The 15,790-nt window shown below is 62.5% G+C and carries 11 protein-coding genes and 1 pseudogene; 4 read left to right on the plus strand and 8 right to left on the minus strand.

Annotation, left to right across the window (positions count from 1 at the left end; genetic code table 11):
* Positions 1–2 precede the first annotated feature (2 nt).
* From tssE to tssA, 5 genes are read right to left on the minus strand one after another with little or no spacing between them, the layout of a single operon-like run.
* Entirely contained in the window at positions 3–755 is a 753-nt protein-coding gene (gene tssE, locus B015_RS0108650) for a type VI secretion system baseplate subunit TssE (protein WP_026227043.1), read from the minus strand.
* Positions 736–1,200: a type VI secretion system tube protein TssD gene (tssD, locus tag B015_RS0108655; RefSeq protein ID WP_026227044.1), complete on the minus strand. Its 465-nt coding sequence runs from the start codon at positions 1,198–1,200 to the stop codon at positions 736–738. Before tssD ends, tssE begins: the two co-directional genes overlap by 20 nt.
* A 27-nt stretch (positions 1,201–1,227) precedes the next feature.
* Positions 1,228–2,730 carry a type VI secretion system contractile sheath large subunit gene (tssC, locus tag B015_RS0108660; protein WP_018427293.1) on the minus strand — a complete coding sequence of 501 codons (1,503 nt, stop codon included), beginning with the start codon at positions 2,728–2,730 and terminating at the stop codon, positions 1,228–1,230.
* Positions 2,731–2,733: 3 nt separating this feature from the next.
* Positions 2,734–3,273 (minus strand): type VI secretion system contractile sheath small subunit, encoded by a 540-nt coding sequence (gene tssB / locus B015_RS0108665; protein WP_018427294.1) that lies wholly within the window; start codon positions 3,271–3,273, stop codon positions 2,734–2,736.
* Between the two features lie 6 nt (positions 3,274–3,279).
* Positions 3,280–4,431: a type VI secretion system protein TssA gene (gene tssA, locus B015_RS0108670; protein ID WP_026227045.1), complete on the minus strand. Its 1,152-nt coding sequence runs from the start codon at positions 4,429–4,431 to the stop codon at positions 3,280–3,282.
* Between the two features lie 253 nt (positions 4,432–4,684).
* On the opposite strand from tssA, the gene B015_RS0108675 reads away from it, so the two are divergent.
* Positions 4,685–7,552, plus strand: a complete 2,868-nt coding sequence (locus B015_RS0108675) for an ATP-dependent Clp protease ATP-binding subunit (protein WP_018427296.1) — start codon at positions 4,685–4,687, stop codon at positions 7,550–7,552.
* Between the two features lie 4 nt (positions 7,553–7,556).
* Here the strand turns inward: B015_RS0108675 and B015_RS33225 are convergent, their stop codons facing one another.
* Entirely contained in the window at positions 7,557–7,823 is a 267-nt protein-coding gene (locus B015_RS33225) for a hypothetical protein (protein ID WP_157632699.1), read from the minus strand.
* Between the two features lie 12 nt (positions 7,824–7,835).
* The gene (locus B015_RS32140; RefSeq protein WP_018427298.1) at positions 7,836–10,559 is read right to left on the minus strand and encodes a caspase family protein; all 2,724 of its coding nucleotides are present in this window, start codon (positions 10,557–10,559) and stop codon (positions 7,836–7,838) included.
* Between the two features lie 280 nt (positions 10,560–10,839).
* Between B015_RS32140 and B015_RS32145 the strand changes: the two genes are divergently transcribed.
* Positions 10,840–12,846, plus strand: a complete 2,007-nt coding sequence (locus tag B015_RS32145; protein ID WP_018427299.1) for a serine/threonine-protein kinase — start codon at positions 10,840–10,842, stop codon at positions 12,844–12,846.
* Positions 12,847–12,860: 14 nt separating this feature from the next.
* Here the strand turns inward: B015_RS32145 and B015_RS32485 are convergent.
* Positions 12,861–13,108: pseudogene (locus B015_RS32485) on the minus strand (ABC transporter ATP-binding protein); the annotation flags it as partial.
* A 632-nt stretch (positions 13,109–13,740) separates the two neighbouring features.
* On the opposite strand from B015_RS32485, the gene rfbA reads away from it, so the two are divergent.
* On the plus strand, positions 13,741–14,622 hold the full coding sequence (rfbA, locus tag B015_RS0108700; RefSeq protein WP_026227046.1) for a glucose-1-phosphate thymidylyltransferase RfbA: 882 nt from the start codon (positions 13,741–13,743) through the stop codon (positions 14,620–14,622).
* 216 nt (positions 14,623–14,838) lie between these two features.
* Positions 14,839–15,768 (plus strand): glycosyltransferase, encoded by a 930-nt coding sequence (locus B015_RS32495; protein WP_081623450.1) that lies wholly within the window; start codon positions 14,839–14,841, stop codon positions 15,766–15,768.
* The last annotated feature ends 22 nt before the right edge of the window (positions 15,769–15,790 follow it).

Genomic DNA, 15,790 nt, shown 5'->3' on the forward strand with positions numbered 1-15,790 from the left:
TCTCAGCTTTCCTTCAGGTCGGTGCGGGCGACGCCATTGTCGAGATTGATGGTCGTGCGCAGCCGCAACCTTTCAGGCGTGGGCGTCATGATCAGCACGCCATCGATCTCGATCTTCAGGCCGGTCTTGTCGCCGAGATTGACCGTCACCTTGGTGGCGCTCTCTTTCAGGCGAGGCTCGAAGGTGGCGAGTACGGCGCGGATTTCGCGGGCCAGCATGTCCCGGTCGAAGTCGCGCGACGAGCGGCCCGAAAACGAGGGCACGCCATAGTTGACGACGCTGCGCCGCACCTCCGGGAAATCGTCGAGCGCGGGCGGGCCGGCGGAGGCATGCTCCAATTCGAGATCGGACAGCAGCGGCGAGGACTCGAAGCGCTCGGTGTTGAAAAGCGCCTCGATGTCGCGCCGTACGGCTTCGCGCAGCACGCGAGCCGACACCACGACACCGCGGCTCTCGAGTTCGGTGCGGCGCATGTTCTGGTCGACGAGGCGATTGAGCCGGCTCTTCTGCTCAGTGCTCAGCTCGGGGTCGGCATCGATCGCACGCCGGCCGCCGCTCACGAGCGCGTCCAGACGCTCCGCTCCCAATTCATCCTGAAGCGCCCGTTGCAGCTCGCCTATCTCGGAGGCGAGCCCGGGTACATCGTTGACCAGACGGTCCCACAGGGAAGGCTGGACCGCCTCGCGCTTGGCTCGCGGGCTGCCCGCAGCCGTGGCACTGCGCCGAACATGAGGCTCACTTGCCGATGTGGACATCCATTTCCACCTCATGCTTATCGTCGTAATTGAACTTGATGGTTTTGTAGGCGAACGCCACTCTGTCCTCGATGACGTCCGGTTCGTCCTCGCTCGGATGCATGTGATAGGTCACCACGGACGCATCGCTCAGCGTTACCACAAGATAGTCGCTCGTCTCGCCTTCGATCGTGCGCCGACAGGAGAACACCACCTCGTCCATAAGGGTGTTTTCGAACAGCGCCTTCTGCAGGTAGGGCGAGGCCATGTCGTAATGCTTGGTGAACTCGATCATGCCCAACGCCACCCGGCCGCGCCGCGACAGCGAGTTTGGATCGTGTGGCGCAACCATGGTGTAATCGACGCCATAGACCTCGATCTCTTCGTCGTGCCCGTCGCGCACGCTTGGGCCGGGTATGTCGGGAACCTTCAGAAATCCGTCTATCTTGGTTCTGGTATCAGGCATTTCGCTCTCCGTGGCTTAGGGACAAGATCAGGATTTGACCGAAGGCAGCTCCGACACGAGACGAAGCGAGGCGTTGATTCCTTCCAGCTGGTAGTGCGGTCGCAGGTAGAAGCGGGCGTTGTAGTAACCAGGGCGGCCCTCGACGCTGTCCACCTGCACTTCTGCCGCGGCGAGCGGACGCTTCGCGCGCGCCTTGTCGTCGGCGAAAGCGGGATTGGCCAGCACATAGCGGTTGATCCACTCCGTCAGCCAGACCTGCATGTCGGAGCGTTCCTTGAACGAACCGATCTTGTCGCGCGCGATCGCCTTGAGATAGTGCGCGAAGCGTGAGACCGGGAACAGGTAGGGCAGGTTGGCGCTCAGCCGTTCGTTGGACTGGGCGTCGGGATCGACCAGACGCCCGGCACGGGTTTCATCGTCCTGCAGCGAATGCGCACCGATGAAGGCGGCAACGTCGGTGTTCTTGCGATGCAGGATCGGCATCAGCCCGAGCTTGGCCAATTCCGCCTCGCGTCGGTCGTCGATCGCCACTTCCGTCGGGCATTTCATCGACACGGTGCCGTCGTCCGTGGGGAAGTTGTGGACGGGCAGGTTGATCACCGAACCGCCATTCTCGACGCCGCGGATCTGCGTGCCCCAGCCGAACAGCTTGTGGCTGCGATTGATGTTGACGCCCATCGGGAAGGCGGCGTTCATCCAGACATATTTGTGATGGTCGCCCTGCACCTCTTCCTCGAAGGCGAAACCCTTAACCGGCACGGTCTCGGCGCCATAGGGCAGGCGAGCCAGCACGCGCGGCATGGCAAGCCCGATGTAGCGGGCGTCCTCGCTTTCGCGCAGCGACTGCCATGACGCATAGGCCGGGTTGGAGACGATCTGCTGCAGGTCCTGCGGGTTGGGCAGCTCCTGCCAGCTGTCCATGCGAAACAGCCGTGGCGAGGCAGCGGCGATGAAGGGCGTATGCGCCGAGGCGCAGATGCCCGAGATGTTGCGCAACAGGCTGACGTCGCGCGGATAGTTGGAGAATTCGTAGGCGCCGATGAGGCAGCCGAAGGGCTCGCCGCCAAACATCGAATATTCGTCGGTGTAGACCTTCTTGAAGACGGGGCTCTGGTCCCACATCTGGCCCTCGAAATCCTCAAGCGTGTCGGCCAGCTGCTCCTTGGATATGTTCATCACCCGGATCTTCAGCTTCTGGTCGGTCTCGGTATTGTTGACGAGGTACCAGAGGCCGCGCCAGGTGCCCTCCATTTCACGCACCTCGGGTGCATGCAGGATTTCGTTCACCTGCGTCGTCAGCACCTTGTCGATGCCGGCGATCAGCGACTTGATCGACTTGATGGCGTTGGAAGAGATCGTCGTTGTGTCGGAGCGCGACTTGGCGGCGAGCGCAAGGTTGCGGACGAGTTGCTGCAGCTTGTCGCTGTCGTCCTTCTTGACCTTGAAGTCCTTTTCGAGGAGTTCGCCAAACTCGCCGAGGTCGATGGCCTCGGCCTCGGCGACTGCAGTGGTTTTCTGTTGCTCGGCCATGGCTCAGCCCTCCGCCTTGTCGTCGCCGGACAGGGCCTGGCCGGCGATCTGCCCGAGCAGCGGTTCGTTGTTCAGAAGTTGGGCGATGCGCTTTTCGGCATCGACGCGGCCGTCCATGAAGCCCAGGAGCTCGACGAGCTGGCGCCGCATCTTGAGGATCTCGGCCAGCTGCGGCACCTGCTCGGCAACCTTGTCAGGGGCGAAGTCGCCCATGCTGGAGAAGGTCAGGTCGACGGCGAGTTCTTCCTCGCCCTCCTTTCCCTCTGTTGTCGGCAGCGTGCTCTTGACCCGCGCCTTCACCCGCGGCCCCAGCGCTTCCATGAACTTGGGGAAGCGGTTGGCGTCGGTGTCGACGAAGCTGCGGTCCTGGATCGACTTTATCGCTTCCCGGGTCTGCGATGCACCTGAGAGATCGGCCATCACGCCCATGACGAAAGGCAGCTCGATGGTGGTCGGACTGCCGTAGGTCTCCACATCGTAGGCGATCTGCACGCGCGGTGCCCGATTGCGCTCGATGACCTTTGCTTTGCTTTCAGCTGGCATGCCTGCTTACCTTTCATCCTTCTGGGACGTCTTCTTGGTATCGGGAACCCCGGCGAGAAGCCGGAACTCCTTCAACCCGGAGGGGGCGAGGTCTTCCATCAGCTCGACGAAATCCATCGGCACCATGCGGCGGACACGGCGGGCGAGATGGGGGATCGGGCTGGAAGGTTCGGTGCGATCGTAGAAGGCGATGACGAGGTCGAGGCACTTGACCACGTCATCACGCGAGTTGATGCGGTCGGGCAGGGTGGCAGCAGCCATTGACGTGGCGAAAGGGCTGCGGTCGTGGCCGTTGGCCGTCGGCGCCGGTTGAATTGGCGAGGCAGCGACTGGCTCAGCGGTCGGCGCGGCACGGGTGCCACGCTGCAGGGTTGCCAGCATCCGCTCCAGAAACCGCGACAGGACGGGCACCGCAGGTCCTGTCGTTTCGAGCCGCACATTGAAGGCCTTGTCCAGGGCCTCGAGGGCTGAGATCGCATTGCGCAAATCCGATGTCAGCGTCGCCACTGCATCGGGCTGCTGGTCGTTCTGCGCCGCAAGTCCGCTGCGCAGTCGACCCAGCAGTTGCTCGTGCGCGGCGGACAGCGCAGAGCGTTCGGAATTGCTCAGGCCTTGCGCCGCTTCCTGGAGCATCAGGCGGTCGTCGAGTGCCCCCTGCTCGAGGTCCCTGCCGCTGATCGGCGCGAAGCCGCGCGGCGTGAGAAACTTCATCCGGCGCAGATTGCCGAGCAGGCCGGCATTGGCGTTCTGCAGGTCGAGCAGCGCGTTGACGCGCCTGAGCGCGGTGTCGCGCGGCGTCGACGCCGGGCGTAATGCGGGGTGCATCGTCTCCCAGTGCTGGTCGAAGCTCTGCGCCATAAGCGTCAGTCCTTCGGCGAGGCCTGGCAGGCCCTGTTCATTGGCCAGCGCGCGGGTGACGATGACGAGCAGGCGCAGGTCGCGGCCGGCCGGTCTCAGCTCCTCGGCCTTGCGCAGCACCGCCGACCAGTCCACCGCGACAGCGACTTCGCTCGATGGCTTGTTGTTGTCGTCGTGGATGACTTCGTCGGGCGGGTCGATCAGCCGCTCCAGCTCGTGGAAACGGGGGTCGTTGCGCAAATCCTCTCCCGACGGATTCGCACCGTCCAGCGGGCTAAGCCAGAGAGAAAGGTCAACCACGCATCCCCCCACGCCGGTACTCGAAGGTTGGAAGTCGTCAGCATTGCCACTCGCCCTAGGTTTAACACACTTCACACCATGCTCAAAGTTTCGTGAGACTAGCTCTTAAGGCTTGGTCACCTTCTTCATGAGAATTGTCCTTGTTCGTTCGCGAGCATCGAAGAACCGGCGATGCTTTGTAAAATTCCCTGACGTGTGGCACCTTATAAGGAACCAGTCCGGCCATCGGAGCAGTCCCATGCAACCAGGGGGCATGCAGCATCGCAGGGCATCGCAGGGCTTCAAGCGCAAGGAACTCGTCGGCAAGCTGAATCCGACCTGCCTGCGCGCCTTCAAGGCTGCCGCCGACGCGGCAAAGCTGCGCGGCAACCCCTATGTCGAACTGGTTCACTTCATAGAACAGCTCGTCTTGTCGGATCGCTCCGATGTGCAGATGATCCTGCGCGATGCAGGCGTTGACGCCGCGCGCATCGCCGCCGACATGACAAGGGCGGTGGACAAGCTGCCTTATGGAGCTACATCCATTGAGGAGTTCTCCGACCACATCTTCCACGCTATCCAGGAGGCGTGGAGCCTGGCGACGCTGGAGTTCGGCACTGAGGAGGTGCGCAGCGCCCATGTCGTTCTGGCCTGCCTGAAGACGCCTGTGCTCGAAGGGCTGGTCTCGAAGATCAGCGTCGAGTTCGACAAGATCGATGCCGACGCCGTGATTGGCCGCTTCGCCGAGGTCATGGAAGGGTCGATCGAGGCGACGGGGCCGGCGGCGGCTGCCGAGACGGCGGAGGCGCCCCGGCGGCCTGGGCGGGGTGGAGACACGGCGCTGGCGAAATATGCGACCGACCTCACCCAGCGCGCCCGCGACGGCAAGATCGATGCGGTGGTTGGCCGCGATCCCGAGATCCGCCAGATCGTCGATATCCTGATGCGCAGGCGCCAGAACAACCCGATCCTCACCGGCGAGGCCGGCGTCGGCAAGACCGCCGTGGTCGAGGGCTTTGCGCTGCGCATCGCCGAGGACGACGTGCCGCCCATGCTCAAGGGCGTCAGCGTGCGCATGCTCGATGTCGGGCTGATGCAGGCTGGCGCGAGCGTCAAGGGCGAGTTCGAGAAGCGGCTGAAGGCTGTTATCGACGAGGTGCAATCCTCGGAGGTGCCGATCATCCTGTTCATCGACGAGGCGCATACGCTGATCGGCGCCGGCGGTGCTGCCGGCACGGGCGACGCCGCAAACCTGCTCAAGCCGGCCCTGGCGCGCGGCGAACTGCGCACCATCGCGGCCACCACATGGGCCGAGTACAAGCAGCACATCGAGAAGGACCCGGCACTGACCCGCCGCTTCCAGGTAGTCAAGATCGACGAACCGGACGAGGCCGCCGCCATCTTGATGCTGCGCGGGGTGGCCGGGGTGCTGGAGAAGCACCACCAGGTGCAGATCCTGGACGAGGCGATCGAAACGGCTGTGAAGCTGTCGCATCGCTACATCCCGGCGCGCCAACTGCCTGACAAGGCCGTCAGCCTGCTCGATACGGCCTGCGCGCGGGTCGCTGTCTCACAGCATGCGCGTCCCGGCGCGGTGGAAGACCTGATACGCCGCAAGCAGGCACTGGAGGTCGAACAGGGCATCATTGGCCGCGAGGCCGCCATCGGCATCGAGGTCGATGACAGGAAGGCGCGGGTAGCAAAAGGGCTGGCCGAGACTGAGGCGGCGCTGGCCGAGGCGGAGGCTCGTTGGGAATCTGAGAAAGCGCTGGCTGCAGAAATCCTGGAGCTTCGCGCCACGCTTCGTGGGCAGGGAGTAGCGCTTGACCCGGTGGCCGCAGGCGCCTCGGAAGGGGGAACTGAGGCGGAGCTGGTAGCGCCCGGCGATGAGGTTGCCGATCAGTTCCAAGGCGGTGGCCAGAGTGTTCCCGAAACCGCTACATCGGACACGGCGACCGCCGGCGACGCTGCCGATCAGGCGCAGGAATCCCCCTCACCCTTGTGGGGAGGGGCCAGGGGTGGGGCGACTCCTGGCTTTGGTGCTCCATCTGACCCCGCCGCCGACCTCGCCCGCCTCAAGGAACTCTCTGCTCAACTCGCCGCGGCGCAAGGGGAAGCACCGCTGATCCTGCTGTCGGTCGACCGCAATGCGGTTGCGGCGGTCGTGCAGGACTGGACCGGCATTCCCACCGGCCGCATGCTTTCGAGCCAGACGGAGAAGGCGCTGCGCTTGGCGCAGACGCTCGCCGCGCGTGTCGTCGGCCAGGACCACGCGATGGAAATGATCGCAAAGCGCGTGCAGACCAGTCGCGCCGGGCTCGGCGCGCCGGAAAAGCCGGTCGGCGTCTTCTTGCTTTGCGGCCCGTCGGGTGTCGGCAAGACCGAGACGGCGCTGGCGCTGGCCGAGATGCTCTATGGCGGCGAGCAGAATCTGATCTCCATCAACATGTCGGAGTTCCAGGAGGCGCATACTGTTTCCACGCTCAAGGGCGCGCCCCCCGGATATGTCGGCTACGGCAAGGGCGGCATCCTTACGGAAGCCGTCAGGCGCAGGCCGTATTCGGTGATCCTGCTCGACGAGGTCGAGAAGGCGCATCCCGATGTCCACGAGATCTTCTTCCAGGTCTTCGACAAGGGCATGATGGACGACAGCGAAGGGCGGCGCATCGACTTCAAGAATTCGCTGATCCTGCTCACTTCCAATGTCGGATCGGAGGTGATCATGCAGAGGACCAAGAACGGGCAGCTGCGCGAGAAGATCGAGGACCTCGACACGGCACTGCGCGCGCCGCTGCTCAAGGTCTTTCCCGCGGCCTTCTTGGGGCGAGTCGTGACAATCCCTTATTATCCGCTGTCGGGCGACATGATCGAGGCGATCACCCGCCATCAGTTCGGAAAGATCGCGCGCCGGCTCGCCGCCAGCCATGGCGCAGAACTGGTGATCGGCGACGGCGTCATGGACCTGATCAAGGCCCGTTGTACGGAGATCGAGTCCGGCGGCCGCATGATAGATGCGATCCTGACCAACACGCTGTTGCCGGAACTGAGCCGCGGCGTGCTCAACCGGTCACTCGATGGGGAGAAGCTGACGCGCGTGACTGTCGGCACGTCAGGCGAGGGGTTCAGCTACGACTTTGGGTAGGGGCTTACCAAGGGCTGCCACTGTCACCGCCACCACCGCCTCCTCCGTCGTTCCCTTCGCTTGGCGTATGAACGACTGGCGTCGCAACCACCGGGGCAACCACGACTTTCCTGGGCTTTGCAACCGGCGCCTTCTTCGTGGGCGCCTTCTTGACCGGAACCGGTTGCTGCACGGGCTGGACAACCTGCTCCTCCACTTTCTTCAGCGAGCCGCATCCGACGAGTGGCAGAAGCGCGCCGACAAGCAGCAGCCTGAGAGTATGCGATAGCATTTGCGTCTCCCCTTATGAGCCCAGCATGTCCAGTCGAGGTCGTGAATCGATCCATTCCTTGCGCAACAGTCCGATAAGCAGATCGCGGGGTTCGCGCGGCGCATCGGCACCGAGAACGGCATTTGCCGCGTCGCGTGTCTGGCTTCCGAGCTTGCCGTCGACCGCGCCGATGTCCTGCCCCGCCCTCTGGAGTGCGAGTTGCACTTCCTTGCCGACGCTGATGTTGTCTACCTTGGCCAGTGCAGCCTTGGCATTCGCCGACACTTCCTTGGTGTCGTGGGATGCGGACAACGCCAGCAGGCGGGCAACCTCGCCTCCGTCGTGCTGCAGGGACGGATTGTCTTGAAGCAGTTCCGCAGCGAAGTACGCGCCCCAGGCGTCGCCGCGCTCGGCACTCTCGCGATACCAGCCGGCCACAGTCTTAGGGTCTGCCGACTTGTCTCGCAGGGCCATGCGGCCGAGGAGGCGGCCGGCATAAGGATGGCCGCGTGCGCGCGCCTTCTCGAACAACTCGGCTGCACGCTTCGCGTCCTTTTGGACACCAGAACCGTCGCGGTAGAGGATGCCGAGAAGCACCAATCCATACACATCGTCCCGATTGGCGGACTCGGAGATGAATTTGAATGCCCGGGCGTCGTCCTTCTTCACGTTGCTGCCGGAGAGATACTCGGTGCCCAGCATGTTCATCGCGTAGGTGTGGCCAGACTCGGCCGCGCTCGTGACCATTGCCATGCCGCGGTCGACGTCGGCCTTGGTTCCGAGACCGGTGACCAGGGCCCGCCCGAGCGCATACTGCGAGTATGGATCGCCGCGCTTTGCCCCAGCCTCGAACAATGGGATCGCCTTGGCCGGATCACGCTTTACTGCGGCGCCGAACTGGTAGAGCCGACCGAGCAGGTAGCTCGCCCGCACATGGCCCGCGTCGCTGGCTTCATTGAGTGCCTTCAGCGCGGCATCGAACTCGCCGTCGGCATAGAGCGCGCGGGCATACTGGTACTTGAAGCGCGCAACGTCGGGATGCTCGTTGACGGCGGACTTGCAGGCCGCGAGCGCCTTCGACACGTCGATGTCGTTGGGCAGCTTGCCATCGGCGACGGCCTGCACGTCGAGCGGTTCGGCGGCCAGGGTGTCGCACTCATTGACCGAAACGGCGACGTTGATGGTGATGGGCGCTGGCGTCTTGGTCCTGACGGCCGGCACCAGCACCACCGTGCGCACGGGAGCGACCGGTTCGACCTTGGGCGCGGGCGCCGGGGCAGGGTTGGCAGCCGTCCCGGTGCCAGTGCTTTCCGGCTGCTGCGGCTTCAACGCCTCGGCGATAGGTTTCAACTCCGACAGGCCGCTGTCGGCAACGACCTTGAGCGAGGGCCGGATACGCAGCTTGCCGATGTCCTCGGCCTTGATAAGGTCGCCTTCCGAAACCACCTGGTCGCCGATGGCGACCTGAGTCTCCGGATCGCGGCTTTCGAGCTTCAGCCAGCCCTTGGGCGCGCTGGACGAACGAACGATCTCTTCCGGCATCGGCGAGAAGCCGGTGCCGACATCCGATGCCATGGCGACGAGGATCGGCTTGGGAGCCGGTGCCTGTTCGTCGACTTCGCCCTGAGCGATGGTCAGGCTCGGCTTGATCGTCTTCGGAGCCGGTGCGCTGACGTCGATGACGACCTTGACGATACCGCTCGCGGTGCGTCCACCTTCCGTCGTCACCGCGTAGCGGATCTCTTCGTCTTTCATGTCGCCGGACGAGGGTTTCATCATCACCGCCGATACCTCGTCGGCCGAGATTTTGCTGTCGAGATCGATCTGCCTGTCGCCCAGCCACAACGTACCGGCCTCCGGCAGCTTGGTGAAGTTGACGCTGAGGGGCGTATCTCCGCTGGTGATCGGCGGCGAGATGCGCAACGCTACGGCCTCCATCTTCGGCGGCACGCGCACCTCGCGCATGTCTTCGATGATCAAGAGGTTCTGGCGGGTGACGAAGAAGAAGGAGGAGGTCAGGCTGGAGGCGTCCCACGGCGTCTGACGGCCGTCGGTGCGCTTGATGACTTCCGAGCGAATGTCGCTGAGCAGCTTGCGGATCTCGACATTCGGCTTCAGCGCATAGTCGGTGAAGGCGCCGGTGAACGGGCTCATGCCGTTGTTGCCGTCGAGCGCCACCTGGTCTGGCGCGGTCGAGTAGACGATCAGCGTGCCGTTCTGAGGCGTAACCGAAGCGAGCCCCTTCTTGCCCTCGACTGCCAGCTTCTTCTGGCCGACGAAATAGGCGTTGTTGGCAAAGGGATTGTCACGACAGGCATCGAGGATGGCGATCTGCAGTGACGACGTCTCGCGCATGTACTCGAGCAGGCTCGACATGCTGTAGGCCTCTACCTCGAGGTCGTAGGACGAGGCCATGCTGGCATCGACTGGCAGCATGTAGTTGTTGCCGCCGACCTGAACCGCATGGCCGCTGTAGTAGAACAGTGCCACGTCGCCATCGTTGAGCGTGCGCAGGAAGCCCAGAACGGTTTCCTCAAGTCCTTTCTTGTTGAGATCGCGGCCGAGCGTCACTTCGAAATTGGCGCGCTCGAGAACCTCGCGAACCCGGTCGGCGTCATTGACCGCGTTCGGCAAGGTGGCGAGGTGCTGGTAGGCCGAATTGCCGATGACCAGAGCAGCGCGGCGTCCGCTGACGCGCTCGGCTGCGAATGAGGCTGTGAGAAGTAGAAGCAAGGCGAGCGCGCAAACAGCAAGCATGTTCGCCGTTCGAAACACGCGAAACAAACTGCTGGGCAGGCAATGCTCGCACACCACTTGGCCGCTCCCCTCGCGAGATCGCAGACTTTACACGGCTATGCACGGCTTGCATTCTTACGCAACGTCAGCATCCTACTTGCCAATCAGGCTGTCAACGGCGAAGCTCGGTCTGTAGGTGATCTAGCCCGGAAGACCTACCTGTTGCCGTCGGGCGTGGAGCCGCTGGCGAGGCGTGAGCGATGGACATTGCCAACGCATGCACTGACGGGAAGCGCCGGCCATGACGTCGGACGACAAGACCCGCATTTCTCCAGATACCGGCGTTCGTCAGGGCACCGAGCTCAATGGCATCTACGAGATCGACGAACACATCGCCACCGGCGGCATGGGCGAGGTCTATCGCGGCCACAACATCCAGACCGGCGACCCTGTGGCCATCAAGGTGGTGTTGCGGGAATTCGCCCGAGACCAGGGCATACTGGCGTTGTTCCGCAAGGAAGCGTCCATCCTCAACCACCTGTCGCACGACGCCATCGTACGCTACCACGTCTTCACCATCGATCCGACGATCGGCCGGCCTTACCTTGCCATGGAGTTTGTCGACGGCCAGTCGCTGGCCGAGCGCATGCGCCAGGGGCCGCTCGACGCTCGAGACGCCCGCAGGATGCTGGCGCGGGTAGCTTCGGGGCTTGCGCTCGCGCATGAGGCGGGCGTCATCCATCGCGACCTGTCGCCCGACAATATCGTCCTCCCCGGCGGCAGCGTCGAAAAGACCAAGATCATCGACTTCGGCATCGCGCGATCGGCCAATGTCGGCGGCGGCACACTCCTTGGCGGCAGTTTTGCCGGCAAATACAGCTTCGTGTCGCCGGAGCAGCTCGGCCTGTTCGGCGGCGAGGTGACGGAACGATCCGACATCTATTCGCTGGGCCTTGTGCTTGCGGCTGCGCTGCGCGGCAGGCAGCTCGATATGGGTGGCTCGCCCGTCGAGGTTATCGAGAAGCGGCGCACGGTGCCGGATCTCGCGGGCGTGGATCCGGATCTTTTGCCGCTGCTCGAGGCCATGCTGCAACCCGATCCCGCGGACCGCCCGCAAAGTGCCGACGAGATCGTCGAATGGCTAAGGGAGACGGGCGGTGGAACCAGGCCGGGAACCATCGCGGCTGCGGCGTCGCTTGAGCGAGAGCCGGTTGCCCGCACAGAGCCGAGCTGGCGTACATCGGGAGGAACGACGCCGGGCAAACCGCAGCCTCCGCCGCCGGAGTCGCTGTTGCCGCGCGACGCGCCCTGGCGCAACACGTCCAAGGCGGTCAGGCCGGCGGCGCCACCGCCGCGCCAGGTCGTGCCCGCTGCTCCGCGACGGAGCAGTGCCGGGCTGATCGGCGGGATCCTGCTTGTCGTGGCCGTGGCGGCTGGAGGAGCCTACTTCGCCGGCCTTGTGGATGGCTTGTTGCCGGGTGGTGGGGCTGTGCTGCCTCCCGCAAAGGACAAGCCGGCGCTCGAACAGGCCGCAAATGGTGGGGTAAAGGACGCGGCCAAGCCGCAGGCTACACAGCCGCAGACCGAGAGCAAGGCGCCGCCTGCCAACAAGCTGCCGCCCTCCATCGAGCCCGAGACGGCCAAGCCACCCGAGCCGGTGAAGGAGGTCGCGGTCGAACCCAAGCCTGTTCCCGCCAGCGCGGCCGAATGGTTCAAGTCTTTCGACGGCGGCTCCTGCTTCTACGCTGCGGTGAAGGATGTCTCGGCGCCCAACCCCGCCGTCGACGGCTTTGCCACCTCGAAGGCGCCGATGGACAAGCTGGTGCGCGACTTTGCCAGCTCGTTCGGCGGCAAGCTGGTGCTGACCCCTCACATCATCGAGCGGGACCAGTGCCCGGTGGCGGATTTCCTCAAGGCCATGAAGCCAGGTTCCAGTGGGCTGCTCCTGCGTCTGAACAAGGATCAGCTGAACGCAGGAGACTCGCTCCAGGGCACATTGACGGGCGCAGGTGGCCGCGACATCAACCTGCTGCTGATCGGAAAGGACGGTGTCGTCTATAACTTTGCCAACCTGCTCAAGCGCGCCGGGTCGGATGCGACCTTCAGCATGAAGCTCGTTCCACTCAGCGACCAGGAAATGACGGCTGCGGAACCACATCTCATCGTCGCGCTTGCCAGTGACGGCGGCCTGCGATCAGCCGACATCAAGGACCCCGAACTGGCGATCGACCTGTTCCCGCGCATACGCAGCGAGGCCGAAGCGCAGCGGGCCGACATCGCGCTCGGCTATTTCCAGTTCGGAAAGTAGTCGCCCAACCTCTGCTAAACCGTCGGCAGCTTACGCACCTCGGGTGCATCCAGGTCTTCGACGGCGCCCTCGTGGACCATACGGCCGCGGTCCATGATGTAGACGACGTCGGCCAGTTCACGGCAGAAATCCAGATATTGCTCGACCAGCAGAATGGCGATGTCGGCGGTGTCGCGCAGGTAGCGGATGGCGCGGCCGATATTCTTGATGATCGACGGCCGGTGCCTTCGGTTGATTCGTCCACCAGTACCAGGAGCTTCGGTGCCGCCCGATGCTCTACCGCTTCAGGCAAGCGATCACCTCGGTATAGCGCCTCAGGATACCGTGGGTCTTGTCGGAAAAGCACAAATACGGATGTCGAAATCTGCCCATGAGCAAATTTGCTCATGGATGTCATAGCCGTAGTCGACAGTCACCAGGGAGCCGTCACCAGATATCGGATTTCCGTGATACTCAGCTTCCTTATGATAGATGATCGTACTGTCAGGTGTGAGTGCGGTACGGACAGTCACAGCGTTGACCAAAGTTCTCTGTATTGGAAAAGTGCTTATGAACAGTCCGCCAGGGCGCAAATGGGGCAATAGTCCTCCTATTCTAGGTGAAAATCCTCATCAAGCATGAGGATGCGGATAATATGGAAAAGCTTGTCCAGAAAGGCACTTCGGCAGTGCCCAAGGCTACCCACCTGAGGTCAAATCTGCCCTGCTCATTGTGATTGGTTGCGGTGCCATCAGCATGGCCGCTGAGAGCGTTGGAGCGGCTACGTGGACAGGCACTGACCGTGCGCGTCACAGCACGTATGGCTTTGAAATATTTTTTTCTTCGATATCCCGAAATTGACTGCTAACATTGTTAGGGATTCGACTGTGCGCGTTGTAAAAAGGGGCTTCGTAGGTGAAGGGTATCATATTAGCAGGTGGCAACGGTACCCGCCTATACCCCGCTACACTCGCCGTTTCAAAGCAGGTCTTGCCCGTATACGACAAGCCGATGATATACTATCCGCTTGGAGTTCTTATGCTTTCTGGCATTCGAGAAATTCTCATAATTTCTTCTCCTCGGGATTTGCATCTGTTTCAGCTATTGCTGGGGGACGGCTCGGCATTCGGGATATCCATCGAGTATGCGACGCAATTCGCACCCAATGGCTTGGCTGAAGCCTTCATAATTGGCCGCGATTTCATCGGTGGGGATCGCGTAGCCTTGATATTGGGAGATAATATTTTCTACGGCGACGGTCTGTCTGATCGCTGCCGCTCCGCAGTCGCGCGCCAGCGGGGAGCGTCCGTCTTTGCCTACCAGGTCGACGACCCGCAGCGTTACGGAGTTGTTACTTTTGACCGGACCACACAGCAGGCTCTCTCGATAGAGGAGAAGCCCGAAAATCCAAGGTCCAACTGGGCTGTTACCGGCCTGTATTTTTACGACAATTCAGTCGTTGAGATCGCATCATCCATTCGTCCTTCGGCCAGGGGTGAACTGGAGATTACGGACCTGAACCGCACCTATCTGGAGCGGGGCCAGTTGCACGTCGTCCGGTTGGGAAGGGGGCATGCGTGGCTCGATACGGGCACACATGACAGTCTGCACGATGCAGCGTCGTTCGTCCGAACAATAGAACATCGACAAGGCGTGAAGGTCATGTGTCTAGAAGAAATCGGCCTTGAGCTGGGCTGGTTGAGTGCCGAGGAAGTGCTCACTAGGGCTGCCGCCCTGGGAAGTACCGAATATGCTCGCTACCTTGTGCGCCGGGCAAAAGAGATTGGCCATGGTTGAAATTCGTTGCCTTGGGTTGGAAGGGTTGTTTGAGATTGTGCCCAAGAGGCTCTCCGACGACCGGGACTTCTCGCTCGGGTTGGACTACGACTTTCCATGGCGGAATTGAGGGCGCGTTTGTCGATGACGACTTTGCCAAATCCCATGCGTGTGGCGTGCTGCACGGCGCGCATTGCGGGCGCGTCCACTCGCCGACAAGCGTTACGATGAGCGTCAATGACAAATAAAGTAGACATTGTTGTTGTCACGTATCAAAGCGCTCACGTGTTGAAGGATTGCCTGGCCAGCCTCCCTCGTTTCGCCAACATTTATGTCGTCGACAATGCAAGTACGGATGGTTCTGCGGCGGTCGCATCGGAGGCTGGCGCCGAAGTGATTAGGCTCAATGAGAACGTGGGATATGGCGCCGCCTGCAATGCAGGGGCGGCTGCCGGGACATCGGCCTTCCTATTGTTCTTAAACCCGGATGTACGTTTGGCGAACGGTGCCATCGACAAACTTCTCGCAGCGGCGGCCGATTATCCGTGTGCTGCCTTCAATCCTTCCTTTTATAATGAAGGGCGTCGACGCTTTCGTCGCTGGTCGAGGCTGTTTCCCAGGGGGGCTTCGTGGCGCGGGCCGCCGCCAATTGCCGATTGCCAGGTTCCCGTCTTGCATGGCGCTTGCATCTTCGTTCGCCGCGACCATTTTGCCTGTGTCGGCGGGTTCGATGAACATATCTTCCTCTATCACGAAGACGACGATATCAGCTTGAGGCTGAGTTGCGCTGGCGTCGAGCTTAGGACCGCGGTCGAAGCGGTTGTTGACCATGCGGAGGGCAGGTCCTCCATCCCGTCAGGTGAATCTTCGCGCATCCGAGGAGAAGCGATGGGGCGGTCGCTGGTCTATGTCATGCGAAAACACCACTTGGCGCTCGATGTTCAAGCCGAACGAAGACGTGGTTGGTTCAAGCTGCTGCTGCCCCATGTTCTTTTTAACACGGCTCGACGCTCAAAGTTGTTGGGCTTTCTGGCAGGCATTGGCGGTCAGCAGCAGGTTCGGATAGCTGACAGCGCGAACCAAGGGACCGGCGAATGCGATTCGGCAATAGTGGGGCAGTGGAATGCCGACAGTGGGCACACAATTGCCAATTGCCACAGGCCGTGACAGGCGAATGTCTCTTTTTCCG

Origin of the sequence: Hoeflea sp. 108 (assembly GCF_000372965.1) — a bacterium.
In the GTDB taxonomy this organism is placed as follows: Bacteria; Pseudomonadota; Alphaproteobacteria; order Rhizobiales; family Rhizobiaceae; genus Aminobacter.

Coding starts and splice junctions, on each gene's coding strand:
- tssC (WP_018427293.1), bottom strand. CDS start 2,730: ATGGCCGAGCAACAGAAAACCACTGCAGTCGCCGAGGCCGAGGCCATC.
- B015_RS33225 (WP_157632699.1), bottom strand. CDS start 7,823: ATGCTATCGCATACTCTCAGGCTGCTGCTTGTCGGCGCGCTTCTGCCA.
- tssB (WP_018427294.1), bottom strand. CDS start 3,273: ATGCCAGCTGAAAGCAAAGCAAAGGTCATCGAGCGCAATCGGGCACCG.
- B015_RS32495 (WP_081623450.1), top strand. CDS start 14,839: ATGACAAATAAAGTAGACATTGTTGTTGTCACGTATCAAAGCGCTCAC.
- B015_RS32140 (WP_018427298.1), bottom strand. CDS start 10,559: ATGCTTGCTGTTTGCGCGCTCGCCTTGCTTCTACTTCTCACAGCCTCA.
- tssE (WP_026227043.1), bottom strand. CDS start 755: ATGTCCACATCGGCAAGTGAGCCTCATGTTCGGCGCAGTGCCACGGCT.
- tssD (WP_026227044.1), bottom strand. CDS start 1,200: ATGCCTGATACCAGAACCAAGATAGACGGATTTCTGAAGGTTCCCGAC.
- B015_RS32145 (WP_018427299.1), top strand. CDS start 10,840: ATGACGTCGGACGACAAGACCCGCATTTCTCCAGATACCGGCGTTCGT.
- B015_RS0108675 (WP_018427296.1), top strand. CDS start 4,685: ATGCAGCATCGCAGGGCATCGCAGGGCTTCAAGCGCAAGGAACTCGTC.